The sequence below is a fragment of the Brevundimonas bullata genome (genome assembly GCF_014207965.1).
In the GTDB taxonomy this organism is placed as follows: Bacteria; Pseudomonadota; Alphaproteobacteria; order Caulobacterales; family Caulobacteraceae; genus Brevundimonas; species Brevundimonas bullata_A.
In genome coordinates this window covers 495617-517034 of sequence record NZ_JACHLM010000003.1, presented here as the reverse complement: position 1 = coordinate 517034, position 21418 = coordinate 495617, and the positions used below count along the sequence as shown (strand labels likewise).

General features: G+C 61.1%; 18 protein-coding genes. 11 read left to right on the top strand and 7 right to left on the bottom strand.

Annotated features, from left to right (window positions below; all coding sequences use genetic code 11):
- Nucleotides 1-139 precede the first annotated feature (139 nt).
- From HNP51_RS11245 to HNP51_RS11230, 4 genes are read left to right on the top strand one after another with little or no spacing between them, the layout of a single operon-like run.
- Nucleotides 140-922 carry an ABC transporter permease gene (locus HNP51_RS11245; RefSeq protein ID WP_260398418.1) on the top strand — a complete coding sequence of 261 codons (783 nt, stop codon included), beginning with the start codon at nt 140-142 and terminating at the stop codon, nt 920-922.
- Nucleotides 923-964: 42 nt separating this feature from the next.
- The gene (locus HNP51_RS11240) at nt 965-2128 is read left to right on the top strand and encodes a chain-length determining protein (protein WP_221415836.1); all 1164 of its coding nucleotides are present in this window, start codon (nt 965-967) and stop codon (nt 2126-2128) included.
- Nucleotides 2128-2793 carry an ABC transporter ATP-binding protein gene (locus HNP51_RS11235; protein ID WP_184269446.1) on the top strand — a complete coding sequence of 222 codons (666 nt, stop codon included), beginning with the start codon at nt 2128-2130 and terminating at the stop codon, nt 2791-2793. The genes HNP51_RS11240 and HNP51_RS11235 overlap by 1 nt, the downstream gene beginning before the upstream one ends.
- A 2-nt stretch (nt 2794-2795) precedes the next feature.
- On the top strand, nt 2796-3650 hold the full coding sequence (locus tag HNP51_RS11230) for a hypothetical protein (protein ID WP_184269448.1): 855 nt from the start codon (nt 2796-2798) through the stop codon (nt 3648-3650).
- On the opposite strand, the gene HNP51_RS18865 is transcribed toward HNP51_RS11230, so the two are convergent.
- Together HNP51_RS18865 and HNP51_RS11220 are read right to left on the bottom strand one after the other, a co-directional pair.
- Complete coding sequence (locus tag HNP51_RS18865; RefSeq protein ID WP_221415837.1) at nt 3622-4899, bottom strand: glycosyltransferase; 1278 nt, start codon at nt 4897-4899, stop codon at nt 3622-3624. The genes HNP51_RS11230 and HNP51_RS18865 overlap by 29 nt on opposite strands.
- A gap of 105 nt (nt 4900-5004) precedes the next feature.
- A complete protein-coding gene (locus tag HNP51_RS11220; protein ID WP_184269452.1) occupies nt 5005-6078 on the bottom strand; it encodes a class I SAM-dependent methyltransferase in 1074 nt (357 codons plus the stop codon).
- Nucleotides 6079-6932: 854 nt separating this feature from the next.
- Here HNP51_RS11220 and HNP51_RS11215 point away from each other — a divergent pair.
- From HNP51_RS11215 to HNP51_RS11195, 5 genes are all read left to right on the top strand, one after another.
- A complete protein-coding gene (locus HNP51_RS11215) occupies nt 6933-8969 on the top strand; it encodes a hypothetical protein (protein WP_184269454.1) in 2037 nt (678 codons plus the stop codon).
- Nucleotide 8970: 1 nt separating this feature from the next.
- A complete protein-coding gene (locus HNP51_RS11210) occupies nt 8971-12018 on the top strand; it encodes a glycosyltransferase (RefSeq protein ID WP_184269456.1) in 3048 nt (1015 codons plus the stop codon).
- A gap of 30 nt (nt 12019-12048) precedes the next feature.
- Nucleotides 12049-13104 (top strand): dehydrogenase, encoded by a 1056-nt coding sequence (locus HNP51_RS11205; RefSeq protein ID WP_184269458.1) that lies wholly within the window; start codon nt 12049-12051, stop codon nt 13102-13104.
- Nucleotides 13105-13169: 65 nt separating this feature from the next.
- A complete protein-coding gene (locus tag HNP51_RS11200) occupies nt 13170-14384 on the top strand; it encodes an HAD-IIIA family hydrolase (RefSeq protein ID WP_184269460.1) in 1215 nt (404 codons plus the stop codon).
- On the top strand, nt 14381-15562 hold the full coding sequence (locus HNP51_RS11195) for an AGE family epimerase/isomerase (RefSeq protein WP_184269462.1): 1182 nt from the start codon (nt 14381-14383) through the stop codon (nt 15560-15562). The genes HNP51_RS11200 and HNP51_RS11195 overlap by 4 nt, the downstream gene beginning before the upstream one ends.
- Here HNP51_RS11195 and HNP51_RS11190 read toward each other — a convergent pair.
- Both HNP51_RS11190 and HNP51_RS11185 read right to left on the bottom strand, forming a co-directional pair.
- Nucleotides 15559-16473: a hydroxymethylglutaryl-CoA lyase gene (locus HNP51_RS11190; RefSeq protein ID WP_184269464.1), complete on the bottom strand. Its 915-nt coding sequence runs from the start codon at nt 16471-16473 to the stop codon at nt 15559-15561. The two genes, HNP51_RS11195 and HNP51_RS11190, sit on opposite strands and share 4 nt — an antisense overlap.
- Nucleotides 16473-18146, bottom strand: coding sequence for a glycosyltransferase family 39 protein (locus tag HNP51_RS11185; RefSeq protein WP_184269466.1), 1674 nt, complete (start codon nt 18144-18146; stop codon nt 16473-16475). The genes HNP51_RS11190 and HNP51_RS11185 overlap by 1 nt, the downstream gene beginning before the upstream one ends.
- A 105-nt stretch (nt 18147-18251) precedes the next feature.
- Between HNP51_RS11185 and HNP51_RS11180 the strand changes: the two genes are divergently transcribed.
- Together HNP51_RS11180 and HNP51_RS11175 are read left to right on the top strand one after the other, a co-directional pair.
- Nucleotides 18252-18989: a glycosyltransferase family 2 protein gene (locus HNP51_RS11180; protein WP_184269468.1), complete on the top strand. Its 738-nt coding sequence runs from the start codon at nt 18252-18254 to the stop codon at nt 18987-18989.
- 79 nt (nt 18990-19068) lie between these two features.
- Complete coding sequence (locus tag HNP51_RS11175) at nt 19069-19494, top strand: hypothetical protein (RefSeq protein ID WP_184269470.1); 426 nt, start codon at nt 19069-19071, stop codon at nt 19492-19494.
- A gap of 150 nt (nt 19495-19644) precedes the next feature.
- Here the strand turns inward: HNP51_RS11175 and HNP51_RS18860 are convergent, their stop codons facing one another.
- From HNP51_RS18860 to trhA, 3 genes are all read right to left on the bottom strand, one after another.
- Nucleotides 19645-20013, bottom strand: coding sequence for a hypothetical protein (locus HNP51_RS18860; protein WP_184269472.1), 369 nt, complete (start codon nt 20011-20013; stop codon nt 19645-19647).
- Nucleotides 20010-20624 carry a polyhydroxyalkanoate synthesis repressor PhaR gene (gene phaR, locus HNP51_RS11165; protein ID WP_184269474.1) on the bottom strand — a complete coding sequence of 205 codons (615 nt, stop codon included), beginning with the start codon at nt 20622-20624 and terminating at the stop codon, nt 20010-20012. Before phaR ends, HNP51_RS18860 begins: the two co-directional genes overlap by 4 nt.
- Nucleotides 20625-20696: 72 nt before the next feature.
- Nucleotides 20697-21089 (bottom strand): PAQR family membrane homeostasis protein TrhA, encoded by a 393-nt coding sequence (gene trhA / locus HNP51_RS19005; protein WP_409360114.1) that lies wholly within the window; start codon nt 21087-21089, stop codon nt 20697-20699.
- Nucleotides 21090-21418 lie beyond the last annotated feature (329 nt).

Here is a 21418-nt window from a genome sequence, read left to right as displayed (position 1 = left end):
ACTGGCGCGATGGAGGCCAGGTCGCGATAAGGCCGTTTTCTCGCGACAGGTTATGCGTCATAGGTGCGGGTATTCTCCAACGCCGAAGCCATGAACGGGTCGCGAGGAGATTTTCACTTCTCGCGTTTGGGGCAGGTCAATGATTGTCGCGGAGCTTCGGCAGCACAGTCGAGTCATCGGCGCACTTCTCATGCGCGAGATGACGACCCGCTTTGGACGCGAGGGGATCGGCTTTCTTTGGTTGGTCGGCGAGCCCTTGTTATTTTGCGGGGGCGTCATCTTGCTGTGGAGCTTGGTCAAGCCGACCTTTTCCAGCGACCACGGCCTGCGTCTCGCGCCCTTTATAATGACGGGCTATATGTGCCTTCTATTGATGCGGCACCTCATTGGGCTGCTCACACCGGCCGTTCAATCAAATGTCGGCCTTCTGTATCATCGGTTTGTGACGCCAGCGCATATCCTGCTCACTCGTATCTTGCTGGAAATAGCCGGTGGTACTTTATCTTTTGCTATTTTGTACGTGGTTCTAGGGCTGCTCCAGCAGGTTCAGCCGCCGGAGAACTATCTACTGCTTTATGCGGGTTGGGGCTTGGTCGCCTTCTGCGCCACTGGTCTGGGACTCATTATGACCGGCCTCGTCATGCGTTTTGAGATGGTCGAACGCGTCGTTGGCCTGGTCAGCTATCTCCTCATGCCTGTATCGGGCGCATTTTTTATGGTGTCTTGGCTGCCCCCAACGGCCCAAAAGGTGATGATGTACATCCCTTTCGTTCACGGAACGGAATCCATTAGGGCCGCCATTTTTGGCGAGTTCGTTGAGACGCATTACGACTTTGGCTACGCTCTCCTGGTTGGAGCTATAATGAATGTCATCGGTCTATTAATGATCTATGCCTCTCTAGATCGTATTGAGGTCGAGTAGTGGCCCCGACGCGTCGATCAACACTTATCGGTTCATGCTAAAATGACTGAGTCTCAGCTCAAATATGTGAGTGCGCTCCAGACCGACGGCGCCGCCAAGCCTGTTGCCGAAGCCTGGTGGCGGCGACTGCCCCTAGGCTTTCTGCTCATCGTCGTCCTGCCTACGGCGGTGGCGATGGTCTACTACCTTGTCATCGCGTCGCCTATCTATGTCTCAGAGGCGCGATTTGTGGTGCGTAGTCCAACCCAAAAGCAACCGTCGGGTATTGGCATGGCTCTCCAGGGAGTCGGGATTCAAAGTGCGGCAAACGATTCATTTGCGGTCCACGAGTATATGACTTCGCGCGACGGCCTGGACTATGTCCAGAGATCCGTCGATGTGCGTTCGAAAATCGGGAGCCCTAACGCCGATTTCCTCATGCGCTATCCCCGCGTCGGGGAAGATGAGAGTGCGGAGGGTCTTTACAAAGGCTTCCAGCGCTTTGTTACGGTGGGCTATGAAAGCAGCACAGGCATCAGCACCCTGCGGGTCAAGGCTTTCAGCGGACGCGATGCGCAGGCCGTAGCCAGCGCTCTCCTGTCGGGAGGAGAAGGGCTGGTCAACCGTTTAAATGAACGGGCCGCCAAGGACACGGTCCAGTACGCCGAGCGCGCCGAAGAGGAAGCGCGGGTGGGTCTTGACCAGGTGCAACAGCGTATGACCGCTTTCCGCAATTCACGGGGCTACGTGGATCCCGAACTGTCGGCTCGGGAAAGTTCGGCAGTGACGTCTGAGTTGCTAGGCGCTGTCGCACGCCTCAAGGCCGAGCGCGATCAGCTCCAGTCCGAAGCGCCGCAAAGCCCTCAGCTTGCCGGTTTGAATGGCCGCATCACTGCGCTCGAACGTCAGCTGAGCGCCGAACGGGCAAGGATGGCTGGCGCTGCCGGTTCGCTGGCCTCATCGGTTGGCGACTATCGGCAGCTTCTCCTGGAGCAGGAGATAGCCGACAAACGGCTAGGGCAGGCTACAGCCGCCTTGATCTCAGCTCGAGATGATGCGCGCCGTCAAAACCTTTACCTCGAACGAATTGTTAATCCGAATGTCGCGGACAGACCCATCTTGCCGCGGCGCTGGTTTGGCATTTTCAGCGTGCTGCTTTCGACACTGCTGATCTATAGTCTCGGTTGGCTGGTTTACGCAGGCATCCGAGAACATAAGCAGTTCTGATGGACGACGGCATTGGGCTCCGCGTCAGGGAGCTAAGCAAAACCTACGCTTCCGCCTCAAAGCCCCTATTTACGGGGCTGTCCTTTGACGTCGCCCGCAACGGGCGCCTCGCCATTCTGGGTCGCAACGGGCAGGGCAAGTCGACACTCATTAAGATGCTTGGCGGCATCCTGAGGCCGAGCGCAGGCGGCATCGATTGGCGTATGACCTCCTCCTGGCCCATCGGGTTCGGCGGGGGTTTCCAAGGCAGCCTGTCCGGATTGGACAATATCCGTTTCCTATCCAGGCTCTACAATCGAAACTATCATGACATCTTACTGCGCGTTGACGAGTTCGCTGAACTTGGCCATGCGCTCAAACGGCCCGTAAAGCACTATTCCTCGGGCATGCGTGCGCGGTTGGCTTTCGGCCTTTCGCTCGCGATCGAGTTTGACTGCTACCTGATCGATGAACTCGTCGCCGTGGGTGACGCGCGTTTTCAAAGTAAATGCGAGGAAGAGCTTTTCCAGCACCGTTCGGGACGAGCGTATCTGATGGCTTCGCACGACATGCACCTCATAGCCCAGCATTGCGACCGCGCCCTGATCATCGAATCGGGGAAGGTAAAATGTTTCGACGACATCGATGAAGCCATTGACGTCTATTCCTGGCTCAGGGCTGGCTGACCATGCGTATCGCCTTGCACGCCGGCCCTTCGCACGCCTCATGGGCGTGGGCTAACGATGTCGTGGCGCAAGCCGTATCGTGCGGCTGGAATGTGGTCGGGCGGGTTCCTGAAGCTCCGGTGGTCCCTGGCCAACCAGACTGGGTGCTGTCTTCCGCCGCTGACGTTGAGGATGAGGGGGTGGTCATAATATTGGGGCCCGACTTCGCCGCAGCGGACCTTGGACGGATGGATGTCGCTCAACTGGCAGATCACTTCCGCCACCGCCCCGTGCCCTGTGTTTACGGAACGCGCTGGTTCGCCAGCTCCAGCGTGGCCGCGGCCGAGAGCGCGGGCGGCATCCTGTTGGTCAGCGCTGAATGGACGGTAATCGATCTTGACGGACTGGGGCCTTTGGATCGCCCTGCAGATCTCGGCGAGTTGCGAGCCGCAGACCCCGCCTTGGGCGTCTACGGCAGTCGATCTTCTCCTGGAGCGCGGGCGTTTTGGAGCCCTGTTCTTTTTACGGCAGCCGCGGACGAGCAGACGGCTGATGTTGCGGAGTGGGTCGATATGACCGGACGCATAAAGGCCGTGGCGGACGACCCGGGTATGTCGTTGGGCGCCGGACCGTGGTCCATCGAATGGCTCGTCGATGTGAACCCGGAAGGCGGCGTCGTCGACCTTCTTTTCCAATGGGGCGACCAGGAACTGCTCGAGGTCGTAAGACGCCCTGGCCGCTACTCTGTAACCCAGTCGGCGCAGTGGGCTGTCGGCGGCCATGCGCGAGCCCGTATCCAGTCCTTCAGGCCACATTTTCAGGGCAGAGCCAGGCTGGTGGGCGCAGTGGTCACCCGGCTGAAGCAGGCTTCGGGCTAAGGGTCAGAGGCTCCAATACCTCCAACAGAACCTTAACGCTGTCTTCCCAGGTGACACACTGGACGTCCGTCACTTTCACCTGGCCGGAGCTGATGTCGTTGAGCCAGCCCTGAATGCTGTCGGCGAGCATCTGCGGCGAGGCATGCTCGGGGAAATAGCGTACCCCAGAGGCTTCGTGCACCCGGAAGACCTCGATATCCCGCGCAAGAACCGGACGAAGGTATCCCAAGGCCTCGATCAGAGGCAGCCCGTACCCTTCGGCCAAGGACGGGATGATGACGCCCCGACAGGCTTCGTAGGCCCGCATCAGGGCCTCGTCGCTGGCTTTATTGAAGTAGAACAGTCTGCGCCCAAACTCTGGATGCGATCGAATACGCTCCAACAGGGCTTCAACCTTCCACCCTTCGCGCCCCACCAGAACCAGGTTGGCGTCGCCGCCACGTGACCATAGTTCAGAAAAGGCGTCGAGCAGATCGCTATGGCCCTTGCGGGGTTCAATAGTGCCCACGGTCAAAACCATGGGCCCGGTCAGCTGATCCAGCCATTCTGCGAAATCGTCTTGCAGGCCCGTTGCATGAAGGCTGTTTTTTATGTCTGTTCCCATGGGCAGGACGTGCGTTTCGTAACCCTCTTTGACGCCGAAAAGCGTCCTCAGGTTCAGTCTCAAGTCCCTCTCTGTCTGCGTGGAGTTACAGAGGTAGCCATCAGTGACGGAGGACAGCACCCGAAGCCATTTGCGGAAACGAAGACCCGCGGATTGAGGAAACCAATCAGGCCGTTGCACCGGCAGTAGGTCGTGCACGAGGTACCACTGGCGCACGCCGCGTTGCGCGAGCCGTCTAAGCTGGGCTTCGTGAAAACGAACCGTATCCAAAGCATAATCAAGCCCGAGAAACAGATCACCTGCTCCTCCTTCGATCGGCGTGCGGTCCTCTTCGCCCGGAAGAGGCCATCTGACGCGATGATAAGGGCGCTTGCGCGTCGCGGCCACAAACCAGACATCCCAACCTGCTCGCCGAAGCTGTTCCTCGCGCAGGGCTACGCCGCGCACCACCCGCTGAATGCCGGTGCCCGCATCGTTCTTGGCGATGACCGAAACATCCACAAAAAGCCGGCGAGCGCCGCAAGGCGGGCTCCCGCGCCTTTTTACCTCGATGGTGCGACGGCTCCACCGGATCTTGATCCGTTCGAACCAATGAGGCTCAGGCCGCCGCTCCAGCGCATTGCGCATTTTCGTCCAAATGCCCACTAAAGGTCTCCAAAATTCGGGCAGGGCGCATCGCGAGCCGCAGCGCAAACCGGTCGACGCGAGCAAAGGTCCCTCAGTCTGCCGGGTCCGCGAGCTCTTATCGAACTAGTCCACCAGGCGCCATTCGGGAGTGCGAAGCTTTTCGATGACGACTGTAACTTCGTAGTTGCCGTAAGGGGCGACCATTGGAGGTCTGCTGTAGTCGAACAGATCATCGTTCTCTGCTAAGTAGCGTACTTTAAAGCTGTTGGGCTCTAAAGCCGCCTCAATTTCGGCAAGCAGGGAGGCGCAGCTGTACATGCGTAGATGCTCGGTGTTCCAGATCGATGGCGGACGCCGACGGCGTTCGTAAAGATCCCGGCTCGGAACGGCGATGATGATGTGCCCCCCCACCTTCGTCACGCGATACCAGTCCTGGATGACGTTCAAGGGGTCGGGGATGTGCTCGAGGCAGTGACTGGAATAGACCGTGTCCTGGCTACCGTCTTCAAATGGCAGACGTTTGCCGTCATAACCCGGATAGTCAATATCTACGCCGACCGCTCCCTCCATGATGGGGACTACCCGAGTGTCGCCATAACTTGAAAATCCGATATCAAGTACATTTGGGCCCGTGATGTATCTATTCCAGAAGCCGTCTAAATGCTTTTGGTCCCAAGTCTTTCGTGATTCGGGGCCAACGTAGCGCGTGCCAATTATTCCAAATAGGGCTGCGGATCGTTGTGTCTCATTGGCAACGCCCACCCATATGCGATTAATGGCGATGCCGATTATTCTTTCATCATCGGACCCGCCTAGATCTTTCGGGCTCCTGGCGTCAGGAAGCTGGATGTCGAGGTCGATACGATCGAGAGCGCGAACTCTTTCGCGCGAGAGCAGAAGGCCCTTTATTCGATACAAACTATCGACGATGACCCATTCGGCAAGAACATCACCCTTGTGTGACACAATGACCCTTTGTGACGGCAAGGCGTCCGCACGAAGGTGGCCCATGAGTTCTATGAGGACGGCCACATCATCATCGCTGTCGGCTTCATTCGGAATGCTTAGCTTAACGTCATACGCGTCTGTCCAGCGCCAACAGGCCTCGGGACCCGACATGCCGGAGGCGTGAATTTCGCAGTTTTCCGATTTTAAATCGTATTCTTTGATGTTTCGAAAATCAGACCAATTTTTCATTATCTCTACCCCTTTAATATCAACTCTAAGGCTGTGGATCGCTTGTATATTTGTTATAGGCTTCGGGCAGCGCGCTGAAGTATTAGATTTTTGAGCTCATGTCGCCTTTAGACGAAGAAAGAGTTCGACGTGAACCAATTCATAACGGGCGGTTTTTATGGGTTTATAATTCGACGAAAGTGCGTTTCATTAACTCCAAATACCTGTTGCCATAATTAAAGAATCTTTTATGGGCTTTTATGATTTTCTATATCGATCTGAAGAGGTGTAATCTTCGTTCGGCTCTATTTATTTGAGTGAGAGTTCTTTTCTTCGGGTGATTTATTTATTAAATCTATCAGTCTTGATAATCCCAGCGATATTCTGTGCCAAGCAACTGACCGCCGTATTGGCCCGAGCGGCAATTGCCGGCTATCGCGACGGGTTCGGGAAGAGGGCGCGCGCAGACGGTCCATCTGTCCATCGGCCGATCTCCTCACTGTCTGAAAAACCCGTCAAGCGTCGCCGCCAGCGTTGTTTCTCGAAAATCGAACGAAAAAATCAGGTCTGGCCAATCTCTCATGACCCCTCGCTAGTCGGATGTAGCGCGTCTGGTATGCCGTAGGTTGGCCAACCTGCCAGTCGCTGAAAGCCCATTTAGCATGCGAGGCGCTCCTGCACTACGCTCGGTCCTTCGGGTGTGCGACATCGGGACGCGGCGAGGTTCAGGTCAGGCTGACCGGGGGGGGGTGGTATTAGGTCTGGCTGGGGCTCCCCGGATTGGATAGAGATCAGTGGTAGGGATCGCAAAGTCGGCCCGGACTTCCCACCCAGCCAATGCTCGCACATCCTCAAGCCATATTGCGCCCCGCTGAATGAAAATCGCCAATCTGATTATTGATGTTCGGCCGCTGCAGCGAACCGCCGGCGACTCTCCTCTTGGACGAGCGCTCATGGACGCTGCGCAAGCCCTGATCCAAACCCGATCCGCAAGACTATTGGCCAGCGTCAACGCGCCTCTCCCAGCCGAGCTCGCGCGAGAAGGCGTAGCTGTCCTTCGCGCTTTGCCGATAAGGCGTGAGGCCGTCACCGTGATATCCGCGGGGCAAGAGGCGGTAGCGCTGGCCGCCGATATGCGGCCGCAGATGAAGCCGTTCGTGCGCCTGCTCACCATTGAATGGCGAAAAGGAGCAGACGGCGTTGAAGGGTATGCGGTTTGCGGTGACGGCGTGCCTGACGCCCCTGTGGGCCGAACCGCACCTACGGAGACAGATGTCTCCGACCTTGATCAGCTTCAACTGAATCTTCTCGCGGATGTTTGTGAAGCGTTTCTTGTGGTCGACGCCGCTGTCGCATCGAACAAGGACATCATGCGCGATCTTGTCGCTTCGGCGCGTGGCGGCGACATGCGCATCGTTGTTCTAAACGGCGACAGCGCTGTCGAAGCGCCTGAAGTCTCAAGTCTGCGCCTAGGGGCTGGCGGGATCCGCAGACTTGTCGAAAAGGCCCAGGCGGTGCTGCTGCCCCATGACGAGCCGGCAGCCCTCACCAGCTGGGAAGTGGAGGCTTGGGGCGGTGTCTGGCTGAAGATTTCAGCGGGTGATGTCGTCAAGAGCCTGTCCGATCTTTGCCTGCTGGCCGCCGAGGCCAGCTCGTCCGCTCACGTCCATAACGCTCCGGCGACTCCTGACGTCTTGGCGGCCTTGCCCCGGCAGTCTATTCCTGATGCGCCAGACAGGCCTAGGATCGCCCTGGTGACGCCGATGTTCCCCGACAAAGGGGGACCTCCGCATTCATCTCTGGATTTGGCCATGGCTCTGACCGAGCTGTGCGATCTGGATATCTGGACCAACAGCGACATGTTGCCTCTGCACCGCAAGAAGGTGAGCAATGTGTATCGGCTGAGCGACGCTTTTCCCGCCGACCGCTATGACGAAATCATTTACGTCATGGGCAACCACAAGATGTATGCGCCCATCTACGCCATGATGCGGCGCTACGGCGGCGTCGTCATCCAACACGACGCTCATATGCTGGATTTCCTCAACGCCACTCTTGGCCGAGGCGGTCTTGAAGACCTCCTGTTGCGCGAACTAGGCTATCGCCCTCCCGCCCATGACATCGGCGCCCTGATCAAAGACCTGGCCGCTTTCGGCCGACCGTTGCTTTCGCCGATCGTAGAAACCGCACACGGCGTGATCGTTCACAGTCCTACGGCTCGTTCTGTCATCGACAACCTCTATGACAGCCATGTGGAATATTTTCCGGTCGGTATGCCCTATCCCTTCGATGTAGAAAAACTCGCGCCCGACCAGCGGCTTCAGGCCAAGCTCAGTTTCGGTGTTGATCCTCGAGTTCCGTGCATAGTTTCTTTTGGAGAGGTGCACCTGCAGAAGGGCGCCAAGCAGTGCCTATTCGTTCTCAACGAGCTGAGGTCCTGGGGCGTGGAGTTCCAGTTTCTGTTTGTAGGCCCCATCCAGAGCGCTCTGAGATGCGAGCTTGAAAACTATATCGAAAATCTGTCGCTGACTGACTACGTCAAAATCGTCGGCGCCGTTTCGGAAGAACACTACATCCGCTATCTCGTCGCTGGGGATCTTGTCCTGCAAATCCGCCAGATCCCCTTCGGTCAAGTTTCCGGAGCCCTGCTAGACGCTGTTTCTGCAGGCATGCACGGCGTCGCCTCGGAAAATCTGGCCCGCTCCATTGAGGCCCCCGAGATGATCCGTCGTGTCACTGACGGCGCCTCGCCCACGATCTATGCAGAGGAAATAGCTCAGATCATCGCATCGAAGGCTTATGAAAAACGGCCGGGCCCTGGCTGGAACGACTTTACCGTCAAGCATGATTTCGTCGTCTATGCGCGAAACCTTCTGGCCATGATTTTCGGCCGCGGTCGCGAAGGTCGCTGATATGTTGGATCAATCCCGTCACGCCTTTGAAGAAGCGCTGCTGAACGGCCGCTTTCTGATCAACATCAATAATCTTGTGTCGGCGCCAGGGCGGACAGGCATCCAGCGCGTTTGCTATGAGTTTTGCACGCGTTGGCCGCATATAGAGAACACCATCCCCTTCGTGGAGCTGGGGCCGGATCGAATAGGATTGCTCGGTCCTGAAGTCTTTGAAGATATCCGCAAACTGTTCGAGCAGGACGACGAGGTTCTGGGCGCCGTCCAAGCCCGGGACCCTTCGCTGCGTATGGAGCCCAACGCTGGCTGGATCGGATTGATCTCGGCCCGTAACAGGATCGTTTTTGAGGTGTCCGTCCAAGCTGCCCTTGATGCATGCAGGGCCGTCATCTCGTTAGAAGAATCACTAAATCTAGATTTCTACGCCTTTGCGGCTCGCTATCGGCCTGAGAAGATTTTTAATCTATGCCACGATTTTCTTGTTTGGACCCATGGTCAGCACTTCAATGTGAACTGGGACAGCGCTGATAATATTCTCCTATCTCTAGAAAATAGGCGTCGCTATCGGAACAATTTCTTCACCTCCACGGCAATGCGTGAACAGTACGTCACACGCATCAATCCTGGAGATGACCGGGACTATTTCGTCATACCGCCTGGAGCCGACGGCTTAGGCCGCACCTATCGCAAGGGGGAGCCGGCGTCGAATGAGTTCGTCGTGGTCGGCACGCTCGAGCCGCGCAAACAGCCGATCCTGATCCTGGAGGCGTTCGAAGCGCTGAACTCGGACGGCCACGCAGCCAACCTCTGTTTCGCTGGGCGCATGGGGTGGCTGACGGCAGATGATAAGCAACGCCTTCTAAAAGCGTTCTCAGACTATCCTTGGGTGCGATGGGTCGACGGTCCAGACGATGAGGTGCTCCGCGGGCTGATGCAGAACGCTCGCGCGACCATCTATCTTTCACTGGCCGAGGGATTTGGGTCTCCGCCCGTGGAAAGCCTGGCCCTGGGCACGCCGTGCATCGTGTCCGCCATAATTCCGAGCGTGCTGGACATGCAGCCGAACGGTCAGGTGCGTATAGCGCCCGACGACGGCTCAGCCCTGCTGAAAGCGGTGCGCCGCTTGATGGACGACACCGTCGTTCGCGCCCTGCAAGACGAGATCGAGACCTTGGCTTTGCCGACCTGGCAAGGTTTCGTCGACGGCGTCGCATCCATGATTGAGGAGCGGGCGCCAGCCTGCGGGGATCCGCAGCCCTTGGGCTATGCTCAAACGCTGGAGCTCCTCAGGTCGCTAGCGCAAATGCGCGAACTGTCCCGCGAAGGCTTGATCGAAGGCGTCTTGCGGGCCTTGAACCCGGATGTCTCCAGCCTCGAGATCTCCCGGGTCCAGGACGAGGCGCGTTCAGCCGCTTGGACCAATGTCGACGTCGTCCTGAACCTGGCCTCTAGACCTTCAAACGGAGGCATTCCGTCCGCCTTCGTGCGCAGGTCTCTGCAAGACAAGCTGGGCCTGCCCGCCCTGCAGTCCGGCCCCTGGCGGGAATGGCAGGCGCAGTTCCGGGCGATATGCCGAGAGCCTGACTACCGGCATTACGTAAAGCGTGTCTTCGCCGAACTCCATGAGCGAAACATCGATGGCTCAGAGCTGCAAAGCCATCTCCCTGATCGCGAGGTATCGCACACGCGGCTTCATCTCCTTATCGAAGCGCTGGAAAGCCAGGAGTTTAGAAACCGCACGGAAACGCTGATCCGCGCCAATGCCGCGGCGGAGTATTTTGACGCGGTTGAAGTGAAAACAATCGCCTGGAAGTTAAGCGCTCTTGCATCCCTTTCGGCCGAGACAGCTGTAGATCGCGCCCTTCTTATTGACGACGTCGAAGTATTTATCCAGACGGCTAGCCTCGACCTGAATTCACAGCTCCCTTCTCAGGACCAACAGATCCTCTGGCGCGGCTGGGCGAGCCGTCCAAGGGGGCGCTACCTCGTCCTTCTGCAAATCCTCACCTCTCGGGCCTGTCTGCTGAAGGTTATGGACCCCCGAGTTCATCTTGAACTGATCCACGACATCGCGCGGCGGGCCGGCGTCGCCGGGCGTTCAAAATTGACGCCACTCCAACTCGCGGCTCGTCTGGCCAAGGCTTCAGGCGAAACGACGATATCATTTCCCGGACGGGAGACGATCACCGGCGAGGGCGATGCCGGGCGCGACGGCGGCGTCGACCGCCTGATCGCCCTGCGACAAAACCCCTCCAGCGCCCTGGCGCTTGCGACCGTTTGGGCCATGGCGTCGGGGCGCGCTGAATGGTGCGGAAGGCTGCTGGGTTGGGCGCGCGCTCAACTGCCGGACATCCTGGCCCAGGCGTCTTCTCTGGACGACAGGTCTGTCGACAGCCTCAACGGCTTCCTGCGTTCAGCCGTCGGTCGTCCGCCCTCCGTCGAAGAAGGTTGGATTCTCTCGCGCCATGAGGGCGGGAAAGAGCCGGTTGTCGGATGCCTGGCCATTCTTCTTTGCGGCTTGAGACGAGGCGAGCTCGTCAATCTTGCTGACGCCATGGGCCAGATTCTGCACCATGCGGACCTGATTATCGAAAAAGCCGACATGATCGAAGCCCTAGCGGCTTGTCTGGAGGCCGTCGGGCCGGAACGGGTCGGGCAGGTCTTTCGTACCGAGACCAGGGCGCCGAAGACGTCCGAACCGACAGGGACCAGATCTGCACAAGAGCTGCGAGAAATCCATTTCCAGGATCACGCCGACGGCGACGTTTCCTCCGTCGACCAGCTTCTGGCGCTTGAAGGCGAGGCGCTCGTGCGCATGGCCTACAAAAAACTTCTGCTAAGAGAAGCTGACAGCGGGGGCCTGGCCAACTATGTCGGTTTGCTCAATGCAGGCAGAAGCAAGGCGGCCGTCGTCCGGAGCCTCGCGCTCAGTGAAGAGGGGCGTGCCAAGAGCGTTCAGCTTCGCGGCCTGCAAGCCTTGCTCGACGCCAGCGTCGTGGAGGGGCGTAGACGCAAACGCGGCTGGAAGCGGTTGTTGCGTCTCAAGCTTTAAACGAAAAACCCTACCCAGCGGGACGATGCGATGTTTGAGAATTTGAAGCACGACAACGTTCGTGCACGGGCGCCGTTACGTCTCGGCCTCGGCGGAGGCGGCACTGACCTGAGCTCATATGCCCGTGAGCATGGCGGAGCAGTCCTCAACGCGACTATAGACCGCTACGCCTACGCCCACCTGGCCAAGAACAACGAGGGAGGGATCTGCTTCCGCGCAGACGATCTGGGTGAGATCGACCATCTGCCGTGCACCCTGGATTTCGACGTCAAAGGCAAGCTTCCGCTTCATCGCGTGACCTACGCCCATATGATGGAACGCTATAACAACGGGCGGCCCATGCCGCTGTCGATCTCCACCACCATAGACGTGCCCGCAGGCTCAGGTCTTGGAGCGTCCTCCGCCCTGACGGTTGCCTTGATCGAGGCCTACGCATTGGCCATGCGCCTGCCGCTCGGCCCCTATGAAGTCGCGGAACTGGCCTATGAGCTGGAGCGTGAGCGGCTCGGCATGCTGGGCGGCAAGCAGGACCAGTACGCCGCCGCCTTCGGCGGCTTTAACTACACAGAGTTCCTTGCCAAGGACGTCGGGGTTATCGTCAACCCTCTGCGCCTTCACAGGGAGTATCTCAATGAGTTCGAATCCTCGCTGGTGATCTGCTTCAGCGGCCAGTCTCGAGAATCGGCGAAAATCATCGAGAAGCAGGTCACGGGCCTCAAAGCTCTAGATGAGCAGACGATGGCAGCCATGCATGAAATCAAGCAACACGCCGCCGAGATGAAGTCCCTGCTTCTGGCCGGGCAGGTCCGCAAGACCGCCGACGTTCTGCAGCAATCCTGGCTGGCGAAGAAAAGCACCGCTACGACCATAACCAACAGCATAATAGATGATCTCATCGGTGTGGCGATGGCGAACGGCGCCTGGGGCGGGAAGGTTTCTGGCGCCGGCGGTGGCGGCTTCATCATGCTGCTGGCGGACCCGTCGAGACGCCACAATCTTATCGAAGCTCTCAACGAAAACGGTGGGGCCGCGAGTGCTGTTCGCCTGACGTTTGAAGGTCCGGAATCCTGGGTTGTGCCCGGCTGAGCGACGAGGCCGATCCGACCGATCAACCCTGAACCGCCCGATCTTGCAGATGAAAGTTGAATAACATGGTCGACCAATGCGCCATCCTGCTTGGCGGACTGGGGACGCGTCTAGGCGAACTCACTCGCGAAACGCCCAAGCCCTTGCTTCCCGTCGGGGATCGCCCCTTTGTCGAACTGCTCATCCGAGAAGCCTGGAGAATGGGATTTCGCAAGGTGTTGCTCTTGGCGGGCTATCGCTCCGAGCGGGTTCTTCAGATGGTCGCCGATCTGCGAAACACGCTGCCTCATGGGTGTACGCTCGACATCTCTATCGAGAACGAGCCGCTGGGCACGGGTGGAGCGGTGGTCAACGCGTTGGATTATCTGGACGAGCGATTCTTGCTCATCAATGGCGACACTTGGTTCGATTTCAACTGGAACGGCTTGTGCACCGGGCATGACGAGGACACGGCAAGCGTAGCAATCCGCGAAATCGACCTTGCCGATAGATACGAGACAATCGAAGTCGATGATGCCGGTCTCGCCGTGAGGGTCATCAACCGAGGCGAGGCCGCGAATGCTCCATTTTATGTCAACGGGGGTGTCTATTGCTTCGCCAGGTCGCATTTTACGGATCGACAAGGCAGGTTTTCTCTTGAGGAAGACCTGCTTCCCGCCCTGTGCGAGGCGGGCAAGCTTCGCACCCTGAAGTCAGACGGCTATTTCCTCGACATCGGCGTGCCTGACACCTACGTCCGCAGCCAGGTCGAAATTCCGGCGCGCCAATGTCGCCCGGCCCTGTTCCTGGATCGGGACGGCGTCATCAACCATGATGACGGCTATGTAGGCTCCAAGGACCGCTTCCGCTGGATGGCCGGCGCCAAGGCGGCCATCCGCCTCGCCAATGACGCCGGCTATTTTGTGTTTGTAGTCACCAACCAGTCCGGCGTGGCCCGCGGCTACTACACGACCGACGACGTAGTGACCCTCTTTGATTGGATGCAGGACGAGTTGCGACAGGAGGGCGCCTATATTGATGACTGGAGACACTGTCCCTACCACCCCGAAGGCGTGGTCGAAGGACTGTCTACAGCGCATCCATGGCGCAAGCCCGAGCCTGGAATGCTCCTGAACCTGATGAATTCATGGGACATAGACGTCGCCCGCAGCCTCATGATCGGTGATCAGAAAAGCGATGTCGCCGCTGCCGAAGCAGCCGGCGTCCGTGGCTATCTTTTCAGTGGTCCGGACCTTTATTTATTTACGCGCGAACTTTTGTCGGAAAGGGGCGAAGCATGACCGTCGCCGAGCTGAAACAAGTCCAGACGCAAGCCCGGGATTGGCTGATCAATATCGCGGCGCCTTTCTGGAGCGATGCCGGGCGCACGCCGTCAGGCCTCTACGCTGAACGGCTTGACCGGCAAGGTCAGCCTAACACTGAATATTACCGCACCTTTGTTCAGGCGCGTCAGATCTTCTCGTTTTCGGCTGCCTGCAAAAAGGGCTGGAGCGGGGCAGGAGCCGAACAGGTTCAACAAACCGTAGACTGTCTGCTGGAAAAGGCCCGTCGCGGGGATGGCCTGTTCGTCCACCGGCTCGCTTATGACGCAAGCGTCCTCGACGCCCGGGCCGATCTCTATGATCAGGCCTTCATTCTATTCGGTCTGGGAGCCGCCGGCGATCTCCTCTGTGCACCGCGATTGTTTGATGAAGCCGAACGGCTGCTCGATGTTCTCGAAGATCGCTGGAGCGACGCCGCTGGCGGATTTAACGAGGGCGAGGTCGTCGATCGCTCCATTCGTCGCCAAAACCCCCATATGCACCTGCTGGAGGCGTTCAGCACTCTCTACAAGGTCAGCGGGCGCCAGCGTTTTGGTGACGCCGCCGTATCGATCGCCGAGCTTTGCAGAACGCGCTTCATTGATCCAGACACCGGCGCCTTGCTTGAATATTTCGAGCAGGACTGGCGGCCGCTAGCCGATGTGCGCGGCCAGATCGCCGAGCCCGGGCATTGTCTGGAGTGGGCCTGGCTTTTCGAGGGGCTGGCCTCTATCTGGGGCGACGAGGCCCTGATGTCATCTGACCGCCTGACCGCCTTCGCGCGCACGCGCGGCATCGATGCAACGCGTGGGGTGGCCATCAATGAAGTCCTTACCCGTGGCGGCGTTCACGATGACAAGGCCCGCCTGTGGCCGCAAACAGAGCGCATGAAGGCAGCCGTGTCTCGCTATGCGCGCACTGGCTCCGATGACGATGGCCGGGAAATCATTAACGCCTACCGCGGCCTTGAAAAGTATTTCCTGCCTGACCGTCCCGAACTGTGGATGGACAAGATGCTGAGAGACGGCACGTTTCTTGATGAACTCGTACCGGCAAGTTCATTTTATCACATCTCGTGCGGGATTAATGAACTGCTCGATCTCGACCTTGCCGGTGTCCAACAACTCCAGATTGGATGCAAAACGGCGGCCGGCTAAGCCGGCCATCCGCCGGCTCGGCTGAGGGCGCTGAGACGAGGCTTATTGATCTGATCGCCGATCCAGCGGGCGCTCTCGATCAACTGGTCGAGGTCGTAGCCGGTCGAGAAGCCGGCGCGTTCCAGCATGTAGACCAAGTCCTCGGTGGCGATGTTGCCGGTCGCGCCCGGCGCGAAGGGGCAGCCGCCGATGCCGCCGACGGAGGCGTCCAGGATGTCGATCCCGGCTTCTACCCCGGCGTAGGCGTTGGCCAGGCCGGTGTTGCGGGTGTCGTGGAAATGCAGGCGCAGGGTCGCGTCGGGCGCGGCCTTGCGGGCGGCCTCGACCTTTTTCGTGACGCTCCACGGATCGCCCACGCCGATGGTGTCGGCCAGGGCGATCTCCTCGACGCCCAGGGCCGCGATGCGGGCCACCAGTCCGCTGACCTGCTCGACCGAGACCTCGCCGTCGAAGGGGCAGCCCCAGACGCAGGACAAGGTGGCGGTCAGCTTGGGCGCCGCGCCGGGCGCGCCTTCAGCGTTGCGGCGGCCAGCCATGATGTCGGCCAGCATCTGCACCTGCTGATCGACGTTCAGGCCCTGGTTCTTCAGGCCGAAGCCGTCGGTGGCGGACATGGCGACATTGACCTCGTCCACCGCCGTGCCCAGCGCGCGGTCATAGCCCTTGCCGTTCAAAACGAGGCCGATGCGGCTGTGCCCCTTGGCCGGAGGCAGGGCGGCCATGACCTCTTCGGCCCCGGCCATCTGCGGCACGTATTTGGGATGGACGAAGCTGACGGCCTCGATGCGCTTGGCGCCCGCGGCTTCCAGGCGGCGCACGAAGTCGGCGCGGACGGCGGGCGTCAGCACGGCCTTTTCGTTCTGCAGGCCGTCGCGCGGGCCGACCTCGACGATCTGGATAAAGCGACCCATCAGCGTGCGCTCCGTTCGCCGGCGCCCGCTGGCGCATAGACGGTCAGGCGTACGTCGTCGCCCGAGGAGTAGTTGTGGCCGCTAACCACGCCCACGGCGCGCCCGGCGGCGCCGAGATCAGCCAGGGCGCGGCGGAACTCTTCGTCGTCATGGGCCTCGACGATGGCGGGGCGGCCCTCGGCCAGGGCGCGGGCGGCGCCGGGGCCGTCGGTCAGCTGGGTGTCGCGTCCGGTCAGGAAGACGAAGCTGGGTTCGTGGAAGCTGGTGATGGCCACCGGTCCAGGATAGCGGCCCTGGGCGGGGCTCAGCTCGGCCGATTCCAGGGTCTTCACCAGACGCGGGGCGATGGACAGGGGGCGCAACTGGCGGATGGTCCCGGCCAGACCGGCGTGGGCGATGACGCCGCACGCGATGGCGGCCAGCACCCCGGTGATCGCCGCCCGGTTGACCAGCAGGAAGCCGCCGACCGCCGCCGCCATGACGGCGAAGACGATGGTCACGGTGGCCCAGGTCTGGGCCGTCGAACGCCCGAACTCGGTCAGGCCATAGACGGTGATGGCGCAGATGATGACGGCGGCGAACAGGCCCAGCAGAGCGCCGGAAATGCGCGAGACCTTGCCGATCGGCTGGGTCAGGGCGGCGGCCGCCAGCAGGGCGATCGCGCCGAAGGTGGGCAGGGTGTAGTGCCACAGCTTGGTCGGGGCGATCTCGAACATCAGCCAGGCCGGCACCAGCCAGCAGACGGCGAAGCGGATGGCCGGCTCGGCGCGGCGATGCCAACCCGTCGACAGGGCGGCGGGCAGCATCAGGGTGACGGGGAACAACAGCAGGGGCGACAGCAGGACGTACATGCCGAAGAAGCCGCCATGGCTTTCGTGGGCGCCCGCCAGCTTGGGCGCTAGGTCCCCGCCGATGGCTTCACGCCAGAAGCCGCCATCGGTGGCGATGGTGATGGCGATGGCCCAGGGTCCGACCACCAGAGCGACCAGAGGCAGACCCCAGCCCCACCCCAGCTTCCCCAGCCACTTGATGTTCCGGTCCCAGACCGACAGGGCGATGATCGACAGGGCCACGACCAGAAGCCCGATCGGCCCCTTGATCAGGATCGACAGGCCGATGCCCAGCCAGAACAGCAGCTTGTGCCAGCGCACCGGCTTCTCGCCCGCCCGCGTCGCCATATAGATCCGCGCCAGCGCCGCCATCGACAGGGTGGTCAGGCCGCACAGCATGGCGTCGGTCTTGGCGATGCCCGCCTCGGACGACAAAAGGAAGGTCGCGCCCAGCATGGTGCCCGCCAAAAAGCCTGCGCGGTTGCCGAACAGCGCCGCCCCGGCCCAGGCCACGGCCCAGGCGGCCAGCATGGCCCCGAACAGCGACGGCAGGCGATAGGGCTGGATGTTGCGGTCCTCGACGTCCGAAGTCAGGCTGACGGCGACGGCCTGCATCCAGTAGATGCCGACGGGCTTCTTCCAGCGGGGTTCGTCCTGGAAGCGGATGTCGACATAGTCGCCGCTTTCCAGCATCTGCGCGGTCGCCTGGGCGAAGCGGCTTTCGTCGCGGTCCAGCGGCGGCAGCAGCAGCAGGCTGGGCAGGCCGGCGAGCAGGGTCAGCAGGGCCGCCAGAACGGGGCCGCGCCAGCCGGCGATGAGGTGATCCAGGTTCGGGCGGTTCATGGCGCTGTCGTATCACGCCGACGCCGCCCCCCGGAAGCTTCAGCTTGTAACCTCTTCGCGCGGCCCGGTTTTCCTAAGGCCCGGCGATGCGCTACAGAGCGACAAATGACCGACAGCCCTGCTTCTAATCCTGACATCTCCGTCGTTGTGCCTGTGCATGACGAATCCGGCGCCGCCGTGCCTCTGGCGCGCGAGATCGCCGAGGCCTTCGCCGGTCGGTCCTATGAAATGATCTTCGTCAATGACGCCAGCCGGGATTCGACCCTGGCTGAGTTGCAGGCGGCGATGGCGGAACTGCCGACCCTGCGGGTGCTGTCGCACGCGACCAATGCGGGTCAGAGCCGGGCCGTGCGCACCGGCGTCCTGGCGGCGCGCGGCGACATCATTGTCACCCTGGACGGCGACGGCCAGAACCCGCCCGCCGACGCGCCGCGTCTTGCCGACGCCCTGATCGCGGCGCCCCCCAATGTCGCCCTGGTCGGCGGCGTCCGCGCCAAGCGTCAGGACTCGAACGCCAAGCGTCAGGCCTCGATCTGGGCCAACCGCATCCGCAGGAAGCTGCTGGCCGACGACGCCGACGACACCGGCTGCGGGCTCAAGGCCTTCCGTCGCGACGTCTTCCTGCGTCTGCCCTACTTCGATCATATCCACCGCTACCTGCCGGCGCTGACGATCCGCGAGGGGTACGAGAATCGCTATCTCGAGGTCGATCACCGCCACCGTGAGGTCGGTCGGTCGAAATACACCAACTGGGGGCGGCTGCGGGCCTCCTTCTCGGACCTGCTGGGCGTGATGTGGCTGAAGTCGCGCTCGCGGCGTCCCGGCGCGATCAGCGAGTTCTGACCCGACCATTCTGGTCTTGGGGGCCATATGGCCGCGCGTCGGAAACCGGGTTAAGCAGGGCGATCTGGAGGGACCGCCCATGCTGATCGCCATACCCCTGCTGGTCGTGCCGGTGGTGATCTACAATCTGGTGATCCTGCTGGGCGGAAGCGCGCCGGACGCGGTGCTGGGTCAGGCCTCAGTGCTGAGCGAAGTCCTGTTTCGCGTGCCGATGACCTCGGGCGCGGTCTGGAGCATCAGCGTCGGCGACCTGATCCTCTTCCTGTCGCTGATCCTGCTGTTTGTCGAACTGCTGAAGTCGACCTCCAGCCAGCGGGTCGCCATCGTCAATCACGCCCTGTCGATGGCGCTGTTCGTGGTCTGCCTGGTCGAGTTCCTGCTGCTGCCGGGGTTTGCGGGATCGGTCTTCCTCCTGATCCTGACCATGGTGCTGCTGGACGTGCTGGCGGGCTTCATCGTCACCATCATCGCCTCGCGGCGCGACTTCGACATGAACCCGCGCTGATTGGCGGGGATTTAGCTGAAGGCGACGAAGACCAGGGCGACCACGGTCACGTCAAACAGTCGGGCGGCGAGGTTGAGGACGGCCATGGGCGAAACTCCGGTCTAAGACGCCGGAGCAGTCGCAAACGCCATGCCATCAGGCGTAAGGCGGCTAAACCTCGGTCTGTCTCGCCCTGCCCACGCGGGGGCGCCGGTCGCGCTTGCCAGAGTATTCCGCGCCCAGATAGGTCGAGCGGGCGGCGTCCAGCACCGGCGGACCGCCCTTCAGGCCGCGCTTCTGGCCCTTCTGGCCCAGCACCTGGGCGGCGAAGAGCGCCGGGGGGGCGAGCGGCGACACGGCAGGCTTTGCCGGGGAGGCGGCATGATCGACCCGCTCCCCGGCCGGAAGCACGGCGCGCGACGCCTCGGCCGCCTTGGCTTCCGCGGCGTTCCGGCGGTCGCGTTCGCGCCGATCGCCTTCGCGGCGCTCGTGCACCGCATGGCCCTCGATCGGGCTGATCGGGCGGATGCCGTCAGTCACTTGTCGGCGCCGGCCAGGCGGTCGATCTGGGCGCGCATCTCGTCCATCTGACGACGCATCTCGTCGAGGGCAGGATCTGCCGGCGTCGCCTTGGGCGTCGGCTCTGGCGCCGCATCGGTTTCGGGGCGAACATAGCCGGCCATACCGGGAAAGATCTTCATGGCGCGCTCGAACATGGCCATGTTTTGACGCACGGCCTCCTCCATCAGCCCGCCGCCGGGCGTGCCGGCGAAGGTGCGGGTGAACTGAGTGCGCAACTGTTCCTGCTGACGGCTGAAGCTATCGAGCGACATCTCCAGATAGGACGGCAGGACCGCCTGCATCGAGTTGCCGTAGAAGCCGATAAGCTGGCGCAGGAATTGGACGGGCAGCAGGGCCTCGCCCCGGCTTTCTTCTTCGAAGATGATCTGTGTCAGGATCTGACGCGTCAGCTCGTCATTAGTCTTGGCGTCGAACACGACGAATTCGACCCCCTCGCGCACCATCTGCGCCAGGTCTTCCAGCGTCACATAGGCGCTGGTGGCGGTATTATAGAGCCGCCGGTTCGCATACTTCTTGATGACGACGACGCCGTCACGGGTTTTTCCGCCCTCGGATTTCTTGTCGGCCACGCTTGTTCTCGCGTTGTTGCAACGCCGCACTATCACGCGTTGCGAGCGCGAACGCCAGAGGGCGCCGCAAGGTCAGGCTGCGCCGGGGGCCAGAACCACGCCGACCAAGATGGCGGCCCAGTGAACCCCGGCCCCGGCGACGACGAAGCCGTGCCAGATCGCGCGACGGAATTTCACCTTCTGGCTGATGAAGACGAAGACGCCCGAGGTGTAGATCAGGCCGCCCGCGACCAGCAGGCCCAGGGCAAGCGGATGCACCGTCTCGATCATCGGCTTCAGCGCGAAGATGGCCACCCAGCCGAACAGGACATAGACCCCGCTCCAGAAGGCGTCGGAGATGCGCGGCGCGAACATCTTCACCCCTACGCCCGTCAGCGCCATCAGCCAGACGGCCAAGGTGAAGCCGATGGACCAGGCGCCCTCGAACCTCTGGGTGGTGAAGGGGGTGTAGCTGCCCGCGATCATCAAAAAGATGGCCGCTTCGTCGAGCCGTCTCAATCGGACGTGCGGCGCAGGGGTGTGTCAGGTTGTAAACCGTTGACGCCGTCAGCATGGCCACCAGGCACAGAGCGTAGATGGCGGTGGCCACCACGGCCCCGACACCGCTGTAGAGGCCGGCGAGCACCGCCAGCACGATCCCGCCCACCGCCGCCAGACCCAGGCCAACGGCGTGCACCCACAGGTCCGCCAAACGTTCGGCGCGCGTCTGATAATGCTCGATCATGTCGAGCTCGTCGGGCGTACAAACCCGGCCTGCCAAGGATTTCAGCCGCACCAGCATCACTCCTGAAAAG

What these genes read in the sequence shown, in the direction of transcription:
- HNP51_RS11245 (WP_260398418.1), top strand. Translation starts at nt 140, where the DNA reads ATGATTGTCGCGGAGCTTCGGCAGCACAGTCGAGTCATCGGCGCACTT.
- HNP51_RS11240 (WP_221415836.1), top strand. Translation starts at nt 965, where the DNA reads ATGACTGAGTCTCAGCTCAAATATGTGAGTGCGCTCCAGACCGACGGC.
- HNP51_RS11235 (WP_184269446.1), top strand. Translation starts at nt 2,128, where the DNA reads ATGGACGACGGCATTGGGCTCCGCGTCAGGGAGCTAAGCAAAACCTAC.
- HNP51_RS11230 (WP_184269448.1), top strand. Translation starts at nt 2,796, where the DNA reads ATGCGTATCGCCTTGCACGCCGGCCCTTCGCACGCCTCATGGGCGTGG.
- HNP51_RS11220 (WP_184269452.1), bottom strand. Translation starts at nt 6,078, where the DNA reads ATGAAAAATTGGTCTGATTTTCGAAACATCAAAGAATACGATTTAAAA.
- HNP51_RS11215 (WP_184269454.1), top strand. Translation starts at nt 6,933, where the DNA reads ATGAAAATCGCCAATCTGATTATTGATGTTCGGCCGCTGCAGCGAACC.
- HNP51_RS11210 (WP_184269456.1), top strand. Translation starts at nt 8,971, where the DNA reads ATGTTGGATCAATCCCGTCACGCCTTTGAAGAAGCGCTGCTGAACGGC.
- HNP51_RS11205 (WP_184269458.1), top strand. Translation starts at nt 12,049, where the DNA reads ATGTTTGAGAATTTGAAGCACGACAACGTTCGTGCACGGGCGCCGTTA.
- HNP51_RS11200 (WP_184269460.1), top strand. Translation starts at nt 13,170, where the DNA reads ATGGTCGACCAATGCGCCATCCTGCTTGGCGGACTGGGGACGCGTCTA.
- HNP51_RS11195 (WP_184269462.1), top strand. Translation starts at nt 14,381, where the DNA reads ATGACCGTCGCCGAGCTGAAACAAGTCCAGACGCAAGCCCGGGATTGG.
- HNP51_RS11190 (WP_184269464.1), bottom strand. Translation starts at nt 16,473, where the DNA reads ATGGGTCGCTTTATCCAGATCGTCGAGGTCGGCCCGCGCGACGGCCTG.
- HNP51_RS11185 (WP_184269466.1), bottom strand. Translation starts at nt 18,146, where the DNA reads ATGAACCGCCCGAACCTGGATCACCTCATCGCCGGCTGGCGCGGCCCC.
- HNP51_RS11180 (WP_184269468.1), top strand. Translation starts at nt 18,252, where the DNA reads ATGACCGACAGCCCTGCTTCTAATCCTGACATCTCCGTCGTTGTGCCT.
- HNP51_RS11175 (WP_184269470.1), top strand. Translation starts at nt 19,069, where the DNA reads ATGCTGATCGCCATACCCCTGCTGGTCGTGCCGGTGGTGATCTACAAT.
- trhA (WP_409360114.1), bottom strand. Translation starts at nt 21,089, where the DNA reads ATGATCGCGGGCAGCTACACCCCCTTCACCACCCAGAGGTTCGAGGGC.